This is a genomic window from Flavobacterium sp. DSP2-3-1, assembly GCF_049896865.1.
Taxonomy (GTDB): Bacteria; Bacteroidota; Bacteroidia; order Flavobacteriales; family Flavobacteriaceae; genus Flavobacterium.
On record NZ_JAFCVD010000012.1, the window covers coordinates 71,046 to 89,832 of the forward strand.

General features: G+C 34.6%; 16 protein-coding genes. 6 read left to right on the plus strand and 10 right to left on the minus strand.

The window, feature by feature from the left end:
* Positions 1-38: 38 nt before the first annotated feature.
* Positions 39-2,234: a DNA helicase RecQ gene (recQ, locus tag ACP7AT_RS13785; RefSeq protein ID WP_426064952.1), complete on the minus strand. Its 2,196-nt coding sequence runs from the start codon at positions 2,232-2,234 to the stop codon at positions 39-41.
* Positions 2,235-2,319: 85 nt separating this feature from the next.
* Between recQ and ACP7AT_RS13790 the strand changes: the two genes are divergently transcribed.
* From ACP7AT_RS13790 to lptB, 4 genes are all read left to right on the plus strand, one after another.
* The gene (locus ACP7AT_RS13790) at positions 2,320-3,285 is read left to right on the plus strand and encodes a KpsF/GutQ family sugar-phosphate isomerase (protein ID WP_426064953.1); all 966 of its coding nucleotides are present in this window, start codon (positions 2,320-2,322) and stop codon (positions 3,283-3,285) included.
* Positions 3,285-4,100: a twin-arginine translocase subunit TatC gene (gene tatC / locus ACP7AT_RS13795; RefSeq protein ID WP_426064955.1), complete on the plus strand. Its 816-nt coding sequence runs from the start codon at positions 3,285-3,287 to the stop codon at positions 4,098-4,100. Before ACP7AT_RS13790 ends, tatC begins: the two co-directional genes overlap by 1 nt.
* Positions 4,093-4,446, plus strand: a complete 354-nt coding sequence (locus ACP7AT_RS13800) for a carboxymuconolactone decarboxylase family protein (protein ID WP_091205817.1) — start codon at positions 4,093-4,095, stop codon at positions 4,444-4,446. Before tatC ends, ACP7AT_RS13800 begins: the two co-directional genes overlap by 8 nt.
* 97 nt (positions 4,447-4,543) lie before the next feature.
* The gene (gene lptB, locus ACP7AT_RS13805) at positions 4,544-5,284 is read left to right on the plus strand and encodes an LPS export ABC transporter ATP-binding protein (RefSeq protein WP_426064956.1); all 741 of its coding nucleotides are present in this window, start codon (positions 4,544-4,546) and stop codon (positions 5,282-5,284) included.
* A gap of 512 nt (positions 5,285-5,796) precedes the next feature.
* On the opposite strand, the gene ACP7AT_RS13810 is transcribed toward lptB, so the two are convergent.
* On the minus strand, positions 5,797-6,660 hold the full coding sequence (locus ACP7AT_RS13810) for a glycoside hydrolase family 25 protein (protein WP_426064957.1): 864 nt from the start codon (positions 6,658-6,660) through the stop codon (positions 5,797-5,799).
* 7 nt (positions 6,661-6,667) lie between these two features.
* Positions 6,668-7,384: a CDP-alcohol phosphatidyltransferase family protein gene (locus ACP7AT_RS13815; protein WP_091205974.1), complete on the minus strand. Its 717-nt coding sequence runs from the start codon at positions 7,382-7,384 to the stop codon at positions 6,668-6,670.
* A gap of 447 nt (positions 7,385-7,831) precedes the next feature.
* Between ACP7AT_RS13815 and ACP7AT_RS13820 the strand changes: the two genes are divergently transcribed.
* Together ACP7AT_RS13820 and ACP7AT_RS13825 are read left to right on the plus strand one after the other, a co-directional pair.
* Complete coding sequence (locus tag ACP7AT_RS13820) at positions 7,832-8,818, plus strand: PorV/PorQ family protein (protein WP_426065041.1); 987 nt, start codon at positions 7,832-7,834, stop codon at positions 8,816-8,818.
* Between the two features lie 445 nt (positions 8,819-9,263).
* A complete protein-coding gene (locus tag ACP7AT_RS13825; RefSeq protein ID WP_426064958.1) occupies positions 9,264-10,403 on the plus strand; it encodes a DUF4105 domain-containing protein in 1,140 nt (379 codons plus the stop codon).
* Positions 10,404-10,631: 228 nt separating this feature from the next.
* Here ACP7AT_RS13825 and ACP7AT_RS13830 read toward each other — a convergent pair whose 3' ends face one another.
* The 7 genes from ACP7AT_RS13830 to ACP7AT_RS13860 all read right to left on the minus strand — a co-directional run bounded on the left by ACP7AT_RS13830 (position 10,632) and on the right by ACP7AT_RS13860 (position 18,778).
* A complete protein-coding gene (locus ACP7AT_RS13830; protein ID WP_426064960.1) occupies positions 10,632-12,026 on the minus strand; it encodes a sugar transferase in 1,395 nt (464 codons plus the stop codon).
* 377 nt (positions 12,027-12,403) lie between these two features.
* Entirely contained in the window at positions 12,404-13,756 is a 1,353-nt protein-coding gene (locus ACP7AT_RS13835) for an O-antigen ligase family protein (RefSeq protein WP_426064961.1), read from the minus strand.
* Positions 13,757-13,788: 32 nt separating this feature from the next.
* Positions 13,789-14,901: a glycosyltransferase family 4 protein gene (locus ACP7AT_RS13840; protein WP_426064963.1), complete on the minus strand. Its 1,113-nt coding sequence runs from the start codon at positions 14,899-14,901 to the stop codon at positions 13,789-13,791.
* Complete coding sequence (locus ACP7AT_RS13845; RefSeq protein WP_091205800.1) at positions 14,885-15,601, minus strand: class I SAM-dependent methyltransferase; 717 nt, start codon at positions 15,599-15,601, stop codon at positions 14,885-14,887. Before ACP7AT_RS13845 ends, ACP7AT_RS13840 begins: the two co-directional genes overlap by 17 nt.
* A gap of 37 nt (positions 15,602-15,638) precedes the next feature.
* Entirely contained in the window at positions 15,639-16,757 is a 1,119-nt protein-coding gene (locus tag ACP7AT_RS13850) for a glycosyltransferase family 4 protein (protein ID WP_426064965.1), read from the minus strand.
* Positions 16,757-17,758 (minus strand): glycosyltransferase family 2 protein, encoded by a 1,002-nt coding sequence (locus ACP7AT_RS13855; RefSeq protein WP_426064967.1) that lies wholly within the window; start codon positions 17,756-17,758, stop codon positions 16,757-16,759. Before ACP7AT_RS13855 ends, ACP7AT_RS13850 begins: the two co-directional genes overlap by 1 nt.
* Positions 17,759-18,778 (minus strand): hypothetical protein, encoded by a 1,020-nt coding sequence (locus tag ACP7AT_RS13860; protein ID WP_426064969.1) that lies wholly within the window; start codon positions 18,776-18,778, stop codon positions 17,759-17,761.
* Positions 18,779-18,787 lie beyond the last annotated feature (9 nt).

The following is an 18,787-nucleotide window of genomic DNA, read 5'->3' on the forward strand; positions in this document are numbered from 1 at the left end:
ACCTAAAAACTGCGACTAAAAACTGAAAACTAAAAACTTTAATTTGCCACTTCGCTGATAAATTTGATGCGCATCAAACGCAATTCATCTATATCATAATCTCCATCAAATTCTTTAAGTGCATTTTCTATATTATCGGATTCAGATTCCATAAAATAATCGTGGATTTCTTCTTGCTGATCATCGTCAAGCATATCATCAATCCAATATTTGATATTCAGCTTGGTTCCGGAATAAACAATCTGTTCCATTTCTTTAATTAGAGCATCCATGTTAATCCCTTTGGCGGAAGCAATGTCATCGAGCGATAATTTTCTGTCAATATTTTGAATAATATAAAGTTTATTCACTGAATTGACACCGGTAGATTTTACCACCAAATCATCCGGACGAATGATGTCATTTTCGGCAACATAGCGGCTGATTAATTCTAAAAATTCCTTGCCGTATTTTTTAGCTTTTCCTTCACCAACCCCATGAATATTGATTAATTCTTGTTGAGAAACAGGATATTTCAAAGCCATATCTTCCAGCGATGGATCTTGAAAAACTACAAATGGAGGAACGCCCACTTTTTTGGCTACTTTTTTACGTAAATCTCGCAGCATTCCCATCAGCAATTCATCTGCAACTCCTGTGGATTTAGATGCAGTTACAATAGCTTCATCGACAGTTTCGTTGTATTCATGATCCTCTGACATCATGAAAGATTCAGGTTTCTTTATAAAATCTAATCCTTTATCGGTAATTTTTACGATGCCATACGTTTCAATATCTTTTGATAAATATCCCGCTACCAGCACTTGTCGCAATAAAGCCATCCAGTATTTTTCATCATGAGCTGAACCACATCCAAAAAAGGATTGTGTATCCGTTCTGTGTGCTTTAATTACCGCATTTACGCGACCAATCAACGTAAAAACAACCTCTTTTGATTTGTATAAATGTTTTGTATCTCGTACTACTTGCAACAATTGCACTACTTGATTTTTAGCCTCAATTTTTGTTTTAGGATTTCTGACGTTGTCATCCATATCGGCTCCTTCGCCGGTAACATCGTCAAATTCTTCTCCGAAATAATGCAATAGAAATTTTCTTCTGGACATCGAAGTCTCGGCATAAGCCACTACCTCCTGCAACAAAGCAAATCCAATTTCCTGCTCGGCAACGGGTTTCCCAGACATGAATTTCTCTAATTTTTCAACATCTTTATAAGAATAATAAGCCAAACAGTGTCCTTCGCCGCCATCACGACCGGCACGACCCGTTTCTTGATAGTAACTTTCCAGTGATTTAGGAATATCATGATGAATTACAAAACGCACATCCGGCTTGTCAATTCCCATCCCGAAGGCGATAGTTGCCACCACTACATCAACATCTTCCATTAGGAACATGTCCTGATGTCTGGCACGGGTTTTAGCATCCAATCCCGCATGATACGGCACGGCACTTATTCCGTTTACTTGCAAAACTTCGGCAACAGCCTCGACTTTTTTACGGCTCAAGCAATAAATTATGCCTGATTTTCCTTTATGTTGTTTGATAAACCGAATAATATCCGATTCGATATTCTTGGTTTTAGTACGTACTTCGTAATATAAATTGGGTCTGTTGAATGATGCTTTAAAAGTTTTAGCATCGGTCATATCTAGGTTCTTCAGAATATCTTCCTGTACTTTTGGTGTCGCCGTAGCAGTCAAACCAATAATAGGTACATCGCCCAATTGCTTGATGATGTGTTTTAAGTTTCTGTATTCAGGTCTAAAATCATGTCCCCATTCTGAAATACAATGGGCTTCATCAATAGCCACAAAAGATATAGTAACGTTTTTCAGGAAATTTACATACTCCTCTTTGGTCAAAGACTCAGGCGCTACATAAAGCAACTTGGTGAGTCCGGAAGTAATGTCTTTTTTAACTTGGGCAATTTCAGTTTTAGTCAGTGAGGAATTTAAAACATGAGCGACACCATTTTCAGAAGACAGACTTCTAATGGCATCCACCTGATTTTTCATTAAAGCAATAAGGGGCGAAACTACGATGGCGGTTCCTTCCTTAATTAGAGCAGGCAGCTGATAACAAAGTGATTTTCCTCCGCCTGTGGGCATGATCACAAATGTATTTTCTTGATTTAGAACACATTTTATGACTTGTTCCTGTAACCCTTTGAATTGGCTAAAGCCAAAATATTTCTTTAATTCTTTGTGTATGTCAATTTCGTTTGGATTCATTCTTTATTATGTGGTATTTTGTATAAATTTGCAATACCTAAAGGTACAAATTTCTTTTACACACACAAATTTTAATCATTCTGTTTTGATGACTAAAGAAAATATATTGGCCAGTGCCAAAAAAACAATCTTATCGGAGAGCCAATCAATAGCTAAACTAATTGATTTTCTGGATGAAAACTTTATTGAAGCGACACAAAAAATTTATAATTCTAACGGAAGATTAGTCGTAACCGGAATAGGGAAAAGTGCTATTATCGCTCAAAAAATGGTAGCTTCTTTTAATTCCACAGGAACGCCTTCGCTTTTTTTACATGCCTCTGAAGCCATTCACGGCGATTTGGGCATGATTCAAAACGAGGATGTGATTGTTTGCATTTCAAAAAGTGGCAACAGTCCCGAAATAAAAGTCTTGGTACCACTCTTAAAACGTTTTGGAAACACTTTGATTGCAATAACCGGAAACATAGACTCCTTTTTGGCAAAAGGTTCTGATTTTGTTCTCAACACCGCGGTCGATGCTGAATCTTGTCCTAATAATCTGGCTCCAACAAACAGCACCACCGCACAACTGGTAATGGGCGATGCCCTTGCCGTTTGCCTGATGGAAATGCGCGATTTCAAACCCGAAGATTTTGCAGTTTACCATCCCGGAGGCGCATTGGGAAAAAAATTACTGTTGCGTGTCAAAGACATGTTGGAACACAGCCTAAAACCTACGGTTGCTCCAGATGCATCCATCAAGCAAGTTATTTTTGAAATTTCCGAAAAACGTCTTGGTGTAACTGCTGTAGTTGAAAATGAGCAAGTAATTGGAATTATCACTGATGGTGACATTCGAAGAATGTTGAGTGACAGAGACACTTTTGCCGATTTGACCGCAAAGGACATCATGACAAAAAACCCAAAAATGACGACTTCTGACGCTATGGTGGTGGAAGCATTAAATATAATGGAAGATTTTTCCATCACTCAATTAGTAGTGATTGATGGTACAGAATACAGAGGCGTATTGCATTTGCACGATATTTTAAAAGAAGGAATAGTATAATGGCGAAAAAAAACTTAAACGAAATGTCGTTTTTAGATCATCTTGAAGAATTAAGATGGTTACTGGTTAGAAGCACGATGGCGATATTAATCTTGGCCACCATCACTTTTTTTGTAAGTGATTATATTTTTGACGTGATTATTTTTGGTCCGACAAATGCTAATTTTATCACGTATCGCTTCTTTTGCGATTTATCCAATCAGTTGGGTTTTGCCGAAAGCATTTGCGTAACTGAAATGCCTTTTATTATCCAAAACACGAATATGGAAGGCCAGATTAATGTTTTGATTTGGACTTGTATAACCGCCGGATTCATTCTTGGATTCCCATTCATTCTCTGGGAAGTTTGGAAATTCATCAGTCCTGCTTTGTACGAAACGGAGAAAAAACATGCGAAACTTTTTATTTTTTCGTCATCATTACTGTTCTTTATGGGCGTATTGTTTGGCTACTATGTAATTGTACCGATGTCTGTTAACTTTTTCGCTACATTTACCATCAGTGCTGTTGTAAAAAATCAGTTTAGCATTGATTCCTACATTGGACTGGTAAAAACAAGTGTAATTGCTTGCGGATTGTTTTTTGAATTACCAATAATTATCTATTTCCTGACTAAATTAGGATTAGTAACTCCAGATTTCTTAAGGAAATACTGGAAATATGCCGTAATTATCATCTTGATTGTGGCAGCAATTGTAACACCTCCGGATGTAGTGAGTCAAATCATTGTAACCATTCCGATGTTATTAATCTATGAAGCGAGTATTTTAATTTCAAAAATAGTAGTAAAAAATCAAAAAAAAGTAAATGGCTGATATAATAGAAGAATTCAACGAGTACCGTTCGAAAATGAACGAAAAATTATTGGCAGACAATAATAAAATTGTAAAACGTATTTTTAATTTAGACACCAATGCATACGCAGCTGGCGCTTTGGACGTGAAAACCAAAGAATTACTGGGATTAGTAGCTTCAGCAGTTTTACGTTGTGATGATTGTGTAAAATACCATTTGGAAACCAGCCATAAAGAAGGTGTTACTAAAGAGGAAATGATGGAAGCTATGGGAATCGCAACACTTGTTGGCGGAACTATTGTTGTACCTCATTTACGCAGAGCTTATGAATTCTGGGAAGCATTGGAAGAAGCCGCGACTAAATAATTTGTTAAGAAGTTTAATCGTTTAATTGTTTATTCGTTTATTTGACAAGAATGAACGAATAAACAATAAACGCGTTTAAACGATTAAACCAAAGAATATGAAATTAAGAGCCGAAAATCTAATCAAAACCTATAAAGGACGCAGTGTTGTGAAAGGCATTTCGGTAGAAGTGAATCAAGGTGAAATCGTAGGTCTTTTAGGGCCAAATGGTGCAGGAAAAACAACTTCTTTCTATATGATTGTGGGATTGGTAAAACCCAATTCAGGAAATATATTTTTGGACGATTTGAACATCACTGACTACCCGATGTACAAAAGAGCACAACAGGGAATTGGATATTTGGCACAAGAAGCTTCAGTTTTTAGAAAATTAAGCATTGAAGACAATATACTGAGCGTTTTACAATTGACTAAACTATCCAAAGTGGAACAAGAAGCGAAAATGGAAAGCTTAATTGACGAGTTTAGTTTGGAACACATTCGTACTAACAGAGGCGATTTACTTTCCGGTGGAGAACGTCGTCGCACTGAAATTGCACGTTGTTTGGCCACCGACCCAAAATTCATCCTGTTAGACGAACCTTTCGCAGGTGTTGACCCTGTTGCCGTAGAAGACATTCAGAGAATTGTAGCACAGCTAAAAAATAAAAATATCGGTATTCTGATTACGGATCACAATGTACAAGAAACGCTGGCTATCACAGACAAAACCTACCTGATGTTTGAAGGTGGAATACTGAAAGCAGGTATTCCGGAAGAATTAGTCGAAGATGAAATGGTGCGTCGGGTATATCTTGGACAAAATTTCGAATTGAGAAAGAAGAAATTGGAGTTTTAAAAAAAGTGGTCAGTGGTCAGTCTTAAATACAGTGGTCACCTGAAGAAGGTGGTCAGTGGTCAGTGTCTATTTTTAGAAACAGTAACTATGAAATACCAAAACTTATTAGCGTACTAAAAGTCCTTTTCATTAGCCATCAAAATCTTTCCCAAAAGAAGAAATGTATTCTTAAACAGACCAAATCATAGGTTTCTTTAGAAGTGTCCTCGCTGATTTTGCAGAAGCCTATAGAAAAAGAGTTTATCCCAAATATTTTCAAAGCAAATTACCTGATTCCGATGCTGAAAACTCAGCAACATAAGTATGGCTGAAATTTGCAGTGAAGTGTAATTATATCAATGACAATACTCATAATTAGTTATTAAATGAAAGCAAATCAGTTGGTAAACTAATCAATTACCTGATCTTAGATCCTCAAAAATTCGGCATAAATATTTAAAAGTTTAGCCTTACTACTAAATCAACGTTCACTTTATCCTGGCAGCTAAATACTGAGCACTGAGCACTAAAATTTACTCCACCGTAATAAACTGCAATTGCTGCAAATCTCCATTGTAAATATTAACATCTACTTTCCCTTTAATTCCTGGAACCGATGCTTTTTCTGTAAATTGCCAAAACAACCAGTCTTCATCAATTTCCTCCCTGTAAAAATTATAATTAGCGATCCAAAAAAGATAATCGCTGAACTCTTCTTTTAAAAAATCATCATAATAACGCTCACCTGTATAGATAATTGGCTTAACACCGTAATGGGATTCTACAGCATGCAACCAGCGCTTCAAGCCTAATTTAAGATTGACAATCGACTGATTTTTAGGCAATTTTTCAATGTCCAAAACAGGAGGTAAATCTCCTTTGTGAAGGGTAACCGTTTTTATAAAAAGCGCAGCTTGCTCCAGCGAATTTTCATTTGGGCGATAGTAATGATAGGCTCCCCGAATCATTTTATTTTCTTTGGCGCCAAGCCAATTCCTATCAAACTGACGGTCTTTTCTGTCTTTCCCAACCGTGGCACGGATGAAAACATAATGCAATGGATATTTTTTTTCTAAAGTATCAACGTAAGACCATCGGATTTTGCCTTGATATTCCGAAACATCAATACCAATACTTTTCCCTTCATGTTTTTCTAAAACCTGATAATTTCGAACATCTGAAATGCGTTGGGCTTCTCTCTCAGCCTTAATAATTTTATCCGACTTAAAACCAAAATAATAGGCTAAACCGTTTCGATAATGAAAACCAATTCCGGCGAGCAATACCACAAAAAAAGTAATAATAGCATAGCGTAGCAACTTTCCGGAGAAAACAGCTGCTTTCTTTTTTGGTTTACGAATTACATTAGTTTTTCTTCGAACGGTTTGTTTTCTCATTCAAAAACTATTTTTTGAGCACTTTGTTATTCACAACCGATAACAATACATAAAATAGTATTAACAATGGAATTCCTAAATAGCGAAAGAAAACTAACAATAAAAGAGAACAAGTTAAAAAGACGATTTGAAGTGCGTTTTCTTTGAAACTGAACTTCTTGATTTTCAAAGAGAATAACGGAATTTCTGCATTCAGCATGTAAGCACTTAATAGCGTTACCACCAATAGAAACCATGGATTGGTCAATAGCTCAACGATGAATATAGAATCCGTATATTGTAAAACCAAAGGAAGACTTAGAATAAACAGCGCATTAGCAGGTGTTGGCAAACCAATAAAAGAATCCGTTTGACGGGTATCAATATTAAAATTAGCCAAACGATAGCAAGATCCCAAGGCAATGATAAAACCTAAATACGGGAAAAACTGCAAATGACCAGTCGCTGCGGTAGACGAATGACTAATCATCATTTGAAACATTACCAAACCCGGAACCACACCGCTGGTTACCATATCAGCCAAAGAATCCAATTGCAATCCCAACGGACTGGAAACGTTGAACAATCGCGCAAAAAAACCATCAAAAAAATCCAAAAATATACCCAGACAAACAAAATAAAAAGCCATTTCAAAATCTTGGTTGAAAGCGAATACCAATGCGATACAACCGCAAAAAAGATTCAGAAGCGTAATTAAATTCGGGATATGTTTTTTAATAGTCATCATAATAAAGTTTAAGGAATCAAAGTCGCAAATTTAGCATAATAAGTCAATGAAAAGTACGTTTTTTAATAGAGATTTTTTAACAGCAAAAGACAACATCAGCCGTTTTGATGGTAATTATTCTGTTCTCAAATTTATTATGTTGAATAAGCAACCACAGGAAAAAATTCTATTTTAAAAAAATCAGCGAAAACTAGCTTCATCTCTGTCATCCGAGTACCATTTTAATCTGTAGCAACACTACTTTAAAACTAAACCGTGCGGCCAACACAGTAAATTAAACAGCAAAATGAAATAACCTCAGTAAAAAATTATATTTTTGATAAAAATTAAACAGACATTTCGTTTGTAAAAATGACACCCTTGAAAAAAAGCTTTTTAGCAGCAACCCTTCTGATGAGTACCCTGATGCACAGTCAGGTCGTTAGGAAATACTCGAATGAGTTTATGAATATCGGCGTGGATGCTGCAGCATTAGGTATGTCAAATACTGTTGTGGCTTCAACCAATGATGTCAATTCAGGATATTGGAATCCTGCCGGTCTCATCCGTCTGGAAGACCATCAGGTGTCTTTAATGCACGCAAATTATTTTGCGAATATCGCGCAATACGATTACTTGGCGTATGCCAGTCCTATAGATGATCGCAGCGCTTGGGGAATCTCATTAATCCGTTTTGGAGTTGATGATATTTTGAATACTACAGAACTAATCGACAGCCAAGGGAATATTGACTACAACCGAATCAGTTTGTTTTCAACTGCTGATTACGGCTTCACTTTTTCTTATGCGCGAAAATTACCGGTTCCCGGATTTCAATATGGCGTGAATGCGAAAATCATCCGACGCATTATCGGGAAATTTGCCAGTTCTTGGGGATTTGGTTTTGACGTTGGATTACAATTCGAAAAAAACGACTGGCAATTTGGACTGATGCTTCGCGATATTACTACTACTTATAATGTTTGGAATATTGACGAGGACGAGTATCAGAAAATTGCAAATGCGATACCCGGAGAAAATCAGGAATTACCGGAAAGTACCGAGATTACGGCTCCAAAAGCACAACTGGGAATTGCTAAAAAATTTATTATCCGGTATGATTACAGCATTCAGGCTGCAGCCAATGTGAACATGCGTTTTGCCAGAACCAATGATGTAATTGCAACTGATTTTGTGAGTATCGACCCGGCTTTGGGATTGGAATTTGGCTATACTAATTTAGTTTTTGTTCGTGCTGGAGTGGGAAATTTTCAAAATGTACAGCAATTGGACAGTACAGAAAAAGTAGGTTTCCAACCCAATATTGGCTTAGGATTTAAATACAAAGGCATTCAGATTGATTATGCGCTGACTGATTTAGGCAATCAAAGTGCCACCTTATATTCAAATATTTTTTCGGTAAAAGTAGATTTGGGACTGTTTAGAAATTAATTTAGAAGGACACTTAAAATTAAATAGCAACATTGAATTTGAAACAGTTTTTTCGAACTTCATACCAAGTTGCAATAACCCGTTTCAATTACAACAGTTTCTGGTTTGACAAAAAACCTTATACGTCTTTTTTCTTCCTGTAAACCCGTTGGGTGTAATTCAAGTTTTTTTTAACGCATAGAAACATAGTTTTTACGTATTTCTATTAAGACGTTTCACTCTTTTATCTTAAAACATAGCTTTGTTACCCTAAAATTGGGCTATCCTGCTCTTTTTTTCTATAATTCTATGGGTTTATTTTTAAATTATTTTCGGACTTCTTAACTTTAAATAATTGTACCCAACGGGTTTTCTTTAAGTATCTTTGTAAGACAAATTAAATCAATGGAATCGTAAATCAGTTCAATCTGTGCCATCCGTAATCCATATTTTAACATTCCCCTACATGCATAAATCTTCTTTCAAAAAAATAGTTTTACTCTTATTCTTATTTCTAACGGTACATTTTAGTTTCGGACAAAACATTCAATTATCAAAAAACACCCACGTCAGCGTAATCACTTGTGGAGCAGGCAATGAATCCTATTCGCTTTTTGGACACACGGCAATTCGAGTACAGGATACAACCAACGCCATTGATGTAGTGTATAATTATGGCGCTTTTGACTTCAACACGCCAAATTTCGTGATGAAATTCATAAAAGGAAACTTGCAATATTTTGCTGTAGCACACTCCTATCCTAATTTTATCAATCAATATCAGTTTGAAAAAAGATCCGTTTATGAGCAGGAACTGAATATTCCTCTCAATTTAAAACAAAAACTCTTTGACAACCTGAATACTTCTTTGGCTTCCGGTGAAAGTCATTATACCTACAAATTCATCGACAAAAATTGCACCTCGATGGTGGTTGACATCATCAATAAAACATTGGACACTGTTGCCATTGTAAAAAATACCGATACTGATATCACCTACAGAACTATATTATACCCGTATTTTGACGGTCATTTTTATGAAAAATTAGGAACCAGTATTATTTTTGGTCAAAAAGTAGATCAGTTAGGAAGCAAAATATTTCTCCCGTTTGAATTACAGAAAAGCCTGAAAAAAGTTTCTTTTCAAAACCAACCATTGGCAAAGCAAAACAAAACCATAATCGAATTCAAAAATGATGTTCCTATGTCTAGTTGGAATAATCCCTACACGTATTTTATACTGCTTAGTTTTATCGTTTTTATAAACAAGAAAAGCATCGATTTGTTCTACCTCAGCATCATGGCAATACTTGGAATATTCTTTGCGTTTGTTGGGTTTTATTCGCTACATCCGGAATTAGGATACAACTACAATATTCTACTTTTCAACCCATCATTATTAGGATTTCTTTATTTTTATTGGACAAAAAACAAAAAGGGAATTTATAATTTGGCGCTGTTCAATATACTATCATTAGTAGTTTATTTCTTCTTTATAATCAACAAAGCACATTTGGTGTTAGTATTGCCATTGGTAGTTTGTAGCGGAGTTGTTTTAGTGAGAATGGCTATTCAAAATAAGAAACGCATTCCTATCATTATCTAAGCAACCGTTTTAATACTTTTAGTAAAATTCCTTTTAACAATTAGTATTCAACTGCTAATTCGCTAATTTTTTTTAATGTATGAATTCGTGTACTTCATGACTGAAATAATTATTTTGTAGTCGGTACAGATAGTCCTAAAATAAATCACCATTTTGAATTTAATTCGTTTAAATCTGTGGTAAAAAACCGACAAAACTGAACTCCAAAATAAATAATAATAATAATAACTACTGGCCCCTATAAAACAAAACGGTAGTTATTGTTTTAAAAGCAATGTTCAAATCCAGATAAATACTGCGGTGCTTTATGTAATAAAGGTCATATTGCAGCTTGATTAAACTATCATCAATGGTTTCCCCGTACGAATAATTGACTTGCGCCCAACCGGTAAGACCCGGTTTAATAATGTGTCTCGTCTCATAAAAAGGCATTATTTCAGCAATTTCTTTTACAAAAACAGGACGTTCCGGACGCGGACCAATAACAGCCATGTCACCTTTTAAAATATTAATAAACTGAGGAAATTCATCCATTCTGGTTTTGCGTAAAAATTTTCCAAACACAGTCACTCTGGAATCATTGGTAGCGGTAAAAACAGCACCATTAGATTCGGCATTTTTAACCATCGTTCGGAATTTCAAAATTTTAAAAACAGCTCCGTCTTTTCCTACACGCTCTTGCGAATAAAATAAACATCCCCTATTCCCGATAGCATTTCCCACCAGTATCAATGGAAACAAAAACGCACCTATAACAAGACCGGACAAAGAAATGGCAATCTCAAAAATACGCATGGTCAATCGGTATAATTTATTTTGATTGCTTCGACTGAAGGGGAAAAAGCGATAAAAATCGCGAGACATATACTGTACTGGAATACGTTGCGTTTTACTTTCGTAAACCTGGGTGTATTCTCGAATAATATTTCCAGACTCTAATAAATGCAGCAATTGCTGGTACAACTCAGGAGTGATCCCCTCCGTTTTTTGGGAAGCAATAACAATTTCAGAAATCCCATTTTCCTTGACAAAAGAAAATAAATGATCTCTTTTGATGTGTTGTACATAATGATATTCTTCCATTTCCTCTTCATTGGCATCCGTATTAACAAAACCAATTATTTTATAATGCGGATCAATATTTTCTAGGCCTAAAATGAGCTCTTGGACCTGTTCCTGATCACAAATTAATATGGCTTTCTGAAAAAATCGGTTGGAGGCTAAAAAAGCAACATACATCATTCTCCAGATGAACAATGCCAGAAAAATGACCAGAAAAAACAATAGAATTTGGAGTCGGTTGGAAGGCAGTTGCGGGGAAAAAAATGGGGTCAGCAAATACACTAAAACGGTGGTAGAAACAGTAATAAGTGTACTTCTCAACACTTGATATTGGTTGCTGGCCACCTGAAGATTGTACATTTCGAAAATAGTACCAAATACATTAATGTAAATTGCCAAAACGATAACCCAATAATAATTTGTGGCAGATACCGTAAAATAATCAAAAGCAAATACGTTTCCGGTAACGTACAAAGCCGTCAAAACGAACAAAACATCAAAAAGCCGAAGAATCATCTTTCGCTCTGATATTTCAAAATGCATTTTGTCAAATGAAAACATTTGTGTATTGGGGTTTTGACGCAATTTAGTACTTTTGTATCAAATTAAAATTATGATATATTAATTTTTTTAACAAAACTTACTTTTTAACCTAATAAATTTTTTAATTGCAGAAAATTGACAATGAAATGCTACAAAAAATCCGTCAAAATGCATAAAAATAAGGTTTACGAACATTAATCGGTCTAATCTTTTATCCAATAAAATCTATAAAGTATCATTTAAAAAGTTAGTTACAAATTTTCGGCTCCCTTTAAGCTATGGTAAAACGAAAATATCAGCAATCAAAATAATTTTCAACTTTCTTTGGGATTAGGACAAACCGAAAAAATTTAGCAATTATTTCTTAGTTCTATATTCCCTTTAATTTCTATTCTCTACTCTTCTTCTACAATACTCTTTTTCTTGGGAAATCCCAACTGCACATTCAACAGAGATAAAGAATACACAAAAGCTGGTGCGGCGGTACGCATCGCAGCATGATTAATCGTCAAAAACCAAAAGGCAATAAAACACAACAAAAACATATTAAACTTATTTTCCAAATACAAAACCAGCGGCGTAAAAAACAAAAGTAACAACGCTACGATACCCAACGAACCATGCTCCGCTAACATCCGCGTAATTTCGTCATGCGATAACACTTTAATTCCAGTTTCCTGCTCACGAACTTCAGCCCCCTTTCCGACTCCTACCCCAAAAATAGGGTTCTTTAAAAATGTATTTATCTCGTTTTGGGCAACTTCTTCTCTACCAGTAAATTGACTTTTTTTAACCCTTCCAGCAGCATCTTGATTAGCATACCGTTTGTCAATAAGACCACCTGTTTGAAATGAGGTATAGGACCATGTTGCGATCATGGCTCCCATTAATAAAACAATAATATAATTTAACTTAACCCTTCCTCCAAAATTAGATTTAAAATACAAAAATACCAGTAACAGAATGATCATTAGGAAACCCGTTATCATTCCACCTCTAGAAAATGTCAGCATCCCACGGTAGGTAATATTTGAGGCAATAATCAAATTAAGTATCACTTGGAATTTTGTTTTAGAATCCAGTATTAATCTGGAAAAGAAAATAAACATACCCAAACCTAAAATGGTGGCCACCTGATTGGGACCATAACCTCCAGAAGTTTGAAAATTAGATTGCGTTCCGGTTACAACATCCTGAACATTGGGAGTATAAAAAGTAAGGTACACCATACAAGTAATAATAGGCAATCCCATACTTAACAATACACTGTTGATTTCTGCTAATGCAATTTTACGCCGGAACGTATACAAGGAAGCAAGCCCCAAACAAACGGGACCGGAAATATTAAACGCAATGGCCTTTCGAATATTAGTATCAAAATTCAATGTGAAAGTCGAAATAATGACACTTGGGACCAACAATAATAGAAAAATCCAGTAGGGCACCGCACCTTTAGAAAAACCACTGTAATACATCCCAATCAAAATAAAGACCATCACCCCATACTTAGAAATCTCATAAAGTGGATTACCACCGGTCATCCTCAAAAAAACTTCACTTCCTACAACATACGCCGCGGCAATCAACGCTTCGTTATTTCTATTCTGTTTTTTTATTATGTAATAAACCCCGTAAATAAAAATCGAATACCCATAAATCTTTGCTGTAAAAGGCAACAAAAAGCCCAATGCACCAACCACTACGTGGAATAGAACTAAATAGAGATAAGGTTGATCTTCTTTTTTCATTGGTAACTATTTTCTAAGCAATTATTATTTTTTTAAATTAGTTTCTTAAGCTCTTTAAAGCCACTAATCTTGCTCGTTAAATCAAAATAACTTTCAATAAAAATACCCGAACCATAATTTTTAATTATATTTTTCTTCAATCCAATTGCCTTTTTATTAGCTAATTCTTTGTTAAAAAGAGCCTCTTTAATAGCAGATGCTAACGCTTCAGGTGATTTCGGAGGAACAATCCATCCATAAACTCCATTTCCTAAAACTTCTTTACATTGACCAACATCGGTACAAACAACAGGCAAACCAGCCAAACCATATTCCAAAAGTGCAACTGGCAATCCTTCACTAACAGAACTTAAAACCCCAACATCAGCTTTACTTAGAAGTTCAGAAATATTTATGACAGAACCCAAAAAAAACACCTCTTCACTAAGATTTGAAGAAGCAACCTTTTTTTTAACTTTTTCTACCCAATATTTATCTTCTAAAGAACCGGCTAAAAATAATTTAAAAGTAACTTTTTGACTTTTCAATAAAGCGCAAGCCTCAACTAAATTTAAATGATCTTTCTGGTTTCTAATATTTGCTAAGCATAATAATATTGGAATATCGTTTTGAATCCTTTGCTTTACCTGAACCAATGGAAAATTAGGGATGTAAATAATCTGTGATTGGTTAACTTTTAAATTTCGGATATTCCATTCTCTTATTTTAACATTCACACAGACTACACCATCTATTAAAAAAGAAAAAAACTTAATTGTTTTTCGGTCAGAATCCTTTAATAAATCGCTAAATCCCCAATGATCATGCCAGATCAAAATAATTCTTGGAGATAGTAATTTTAAAATAAACCCCCAATAGATGGACGTTTGATGCACATGAATTATTGAAGGCTTGATTGCTCTAATTAATTTGAAGAGCCTGTAAAAGGCAAAAAAATCTATAGTGTTTTTTTTGTGCAAGAATAACACATTACTTTTTTCAGTGATAAAATTATAAATAGGGCCTGCTTTTCTTGAAACGACCAAATAATTTTCAATGCCACTTGCAGTCAGTGTATTATAAATATTAGCACTCATGCGCTCGGTACCGCCAATCTCAAGTGAATCTACAATTTGAAGTATTATTAAATTATTTCTCATGGCCATAATCAATTCCTTCGGCTATAATTATTAAGCTGATTCCGAAAATTCTGGAATACAAATACGGATTAGCTTTTAATAAAAGGTACTTAAAAGGATATGCCACTTTTTGTAAGATTGTTAATTTATTGGAAGGTGCATTAATTGATTCAATAGAATAATCATAATCCACAATTTTTAATCCAGAATAGGTGATTAAGTTTACAGCACTATTAATATTTAAAAAAATTAAATGCCCTGGGTCTACAATTTTTCTTTTTTGCAAATTTCTAATATTGACGGACAAACAGTCTTCTAATGGAATATGCATAACGACATACTTTGCCCTCTTACCAACTTCTGTCAAAAAAGATATTGGATTAACAACATGTTCAAAGACATCATTTAAGGTAACTAAATCAAAATTTTCATTTGATTTAGTAAAGTCTTGCAATAAGAAATCTACATGATCGTCTTCTAATTTTTCGACATGGGGTGAAACATCAAATCCTTTTAAGACTTGGAGTGTATGAAAGTTTAGTTTTAATTCTTTCCCTAATAATTTAATTATTTCTCCTGAACCACAGCCAACATCTGCATAAGAGGAAATCTGTATACTATTTTCTTTTAAATATCTAAATAATATTTTTTTGATAGCTTCGACCTTATAGGTAGCATCTTCACTATGGCGATTTGGATCTTGAAAATAAACACCCTCTTTATACATTTAAATTAATTTTGTTAAACAAAAATAGCAATATACACTAATTTGCCATTAAACGATTAATTTTTTGTTCAAACAAATTCAAAGTAAATTGTTGAGACCATTTTTCTGCTGCGATTGACATTGTAGAATAAAGAGTTTCATGGAATATACAGTCCGAAATTTGTCTTATATCATTGCCTAAATCCAAAGTTACTAAAACTCCTCTTTTCCCATAATCCAACATAAAAGGCACACAGGAAACTGCCGTAGCTATTGGAACACAACCCCAAAACATGCCTTCTGCAATAGCTTTTGGCCAACCTTCACTGTCAGAGGGCAAAATCACAAAATGACTTTCTTGATAGGCCTTTTTAACGGTTTCTTGACTATGATTCCCTTCTAAAGAAATATTTTTTTCTAACTTATTTTTTAAAATATAAGATTCTAATAATTTGCGTTCAGCTCCTTCACCATATAAACTTAGATGAACATTATTCCCTTTTTTAGCTAGTGCCTCTATCAATTGAATAGCATAGATCGGATTTTTCCCTTTTACTAAAGCACCCACAAAAATAAAATTAATTCGTTCTGATATCACTTTTTTAGAAAAAGGTAATTTATCTGCTTCGGTATAAGTTGCCGTAAAAAAAGATTTAATATTTATGGAACTCCCTTTCCATTCTCCATACACCAAAACCTGCATCTTCCGCGTCAGAAAAGTATTACTCAAAATACACTGCTGTAATTTGTACGTTTTAGGCTGCTTTGATTTGGGATCCCAATTGCCGGCATATTTAGCTGTTTTTATTTTCTTAGGAAATGCTATTTGAATAATAGTACCTAAAAGACCCGCATTACCAGGACATCGCAAATGAATGTGATCTGCCTCTTGCATGGCTTTAAAAATAGACCAACTAACTTTAGGTATTTTAAAAATAGTTTTTAAAGTAGATTTTAAATTTAGAATATCAAAATTTTCAATAGCTACAAATTTAATGGTATCATGGTCATACGCAACATCTATAACAGTTCTTTCTGTATATGTTTTAGGAGCTACAATAATTATACGATCGGCATATTTCGTCCAAATATTCATTTCTCTAACATAAGGACCATAAGCAAAATACTGATTTTGCGATAGGATATGGGGCACATGAGTAATTATAACGAAAGTCATTACTTATTGATTTTTGGTTTATTAAATAATAAACTCCACCATCCCACTGTTCTCCCTAACGCTTCGCTAAAGGCTGCCGCCCTTCCCATCGTCGTGAAAGCATTGCTATAGCGTATTAGAGTTAAAAGGATAGTAATGGAATGCCATTTCAGTTTCGCGTTGAAAAGTGGTTTTGGATTCTTTGTACGCCATACATACCATCCATTACGCACCACCATTTTACCGTATTGATATTGATTCGGTCTTCCCAAGTCATCATGAAAATGATTTAATTGGGCTGAAGTATTTAAATATAGCTTTCCTATCTTCGCTACGCGCAACGTAAAATCAGCATCTTCATACAACCCATAGCCCTCAAAATAAGTAGAAAATTGCAAAGTTTCAAATACTTTTTTTCTAAAGGAAGAAACACCTCCCATCAGCATTTCTACTTGATATATTTTACCACTGGGCGGCAAAAAGCCAACGCTCCGTCCATGCGAAAATAAGGTCGAAAAACCAGGTAGACAATCACTATCCAACCCTAGCTTCTTTCTAAGTACAAATCGACTGCCATCAACACGTTTCCAGCCGTCATAATAATATTCATCTATTTTTGGAGAATAATTCTCCCCTACAAACTCGCATTCTGACTCATTTATGATATAACCGCCAGCTCCTAAAGCTTCGGGATAAATTTGATAGGTTTGTAAGAGTTGCTCAAAATAATCATTTTTTAATACAGTATCATCATCGAGAAAACAAACTGTTTCCATCTCATTTCCTACTCGCTCTATTCCATAATTCCTCTGTTTGGTTAGCCCACGGTGTTCCAGTGGAACCAAAAAATATTTTAAATTTTCAAATTGATTTTTTTTTAAAACAATACTCGTTTCCTCGTTTGTTGAGCCATCTATGATTAAAATTTCATTTGGATATAGGGTTTGTTCCCGAACGGATTGCAACAATTTCAACAATGGTTGCGGACGCATGTAAGTGCAGATTATTAAGGAAAATTTCATTTATACTTTTTCTTTAAAAACGGAATATATGGTTGTGAAGTATGCTTCTCTATTTAAATGATTTAACCATAAATTTCGGTTATTAGTTTGCATTTTCTCAAAATCTTCATGGCTTATTTTTTGATGAAATTCAATCAATGCGTCCCTTAAATTTTTACCTGAAACAATAATACAATGTTTTTTCCAATTAACAATTCCTTCCAAAGGTAACCTAAAATCAGTGTCAACTACGAAAGGAATTCGTCCCATAGCTAAAGTCTCATAAAACCGTACTGAATAATTTCCGGCACCTCTAAGGCAAAACGTATAAGGATTTGCTTCTATATTTTCGAAAAAGGCAAGAGTTGTCTTGTTTTTATCTGCTTCAGTTTTGACACCAGCTCTATATTGATTCCTGAAAATAAAATGAGTCCCTATTTGGTCACTTTTTTGCAATAAAGATAAGAATTGATACCTTTTTATACTTGAAGGATAAAACGGTTGATAATCCGTATAGCGCTGTTTAGTCACCCGTTTATAATTATGAAATAAATACAATAATGCTTCTTTTATCCATTTTGAAGCCGAAGGGCTTGCATGACCTACAAAACCAACTTTAGGCAATAACGTTTTTACAATAGGTCTGAATTCTTTTTGAATTCTAGTATACGGATCCTCGATAAATGATGGCAGAATAAAGGTGTTAGAATCAAATTTCGAATTAAACCCACTCATTCTAAAAGTAAATACTGACTTATTGATACTATATCCAAAATCTCCTGCGGTATATACCCAAACTTTTTTTTGCAGTCCAAGAGCTGTGTCTATAAACGCATAAAGCCATTCTTTCTTATTGCTTTCAATAAAATGTATAATATCTACAGGAACAACTACTATATCGCAATCGTCAATATGAGATACCATTTGATACTTTTCTAAAAGTTTCAAATTATTGGTGTAACACAAATCAAAAAGTAAAGGAAAAACAATCCGCCGGTTCGCTGGAGTAATGTATTGATTATCTGTATATAATTTAAGCATTTAATACCA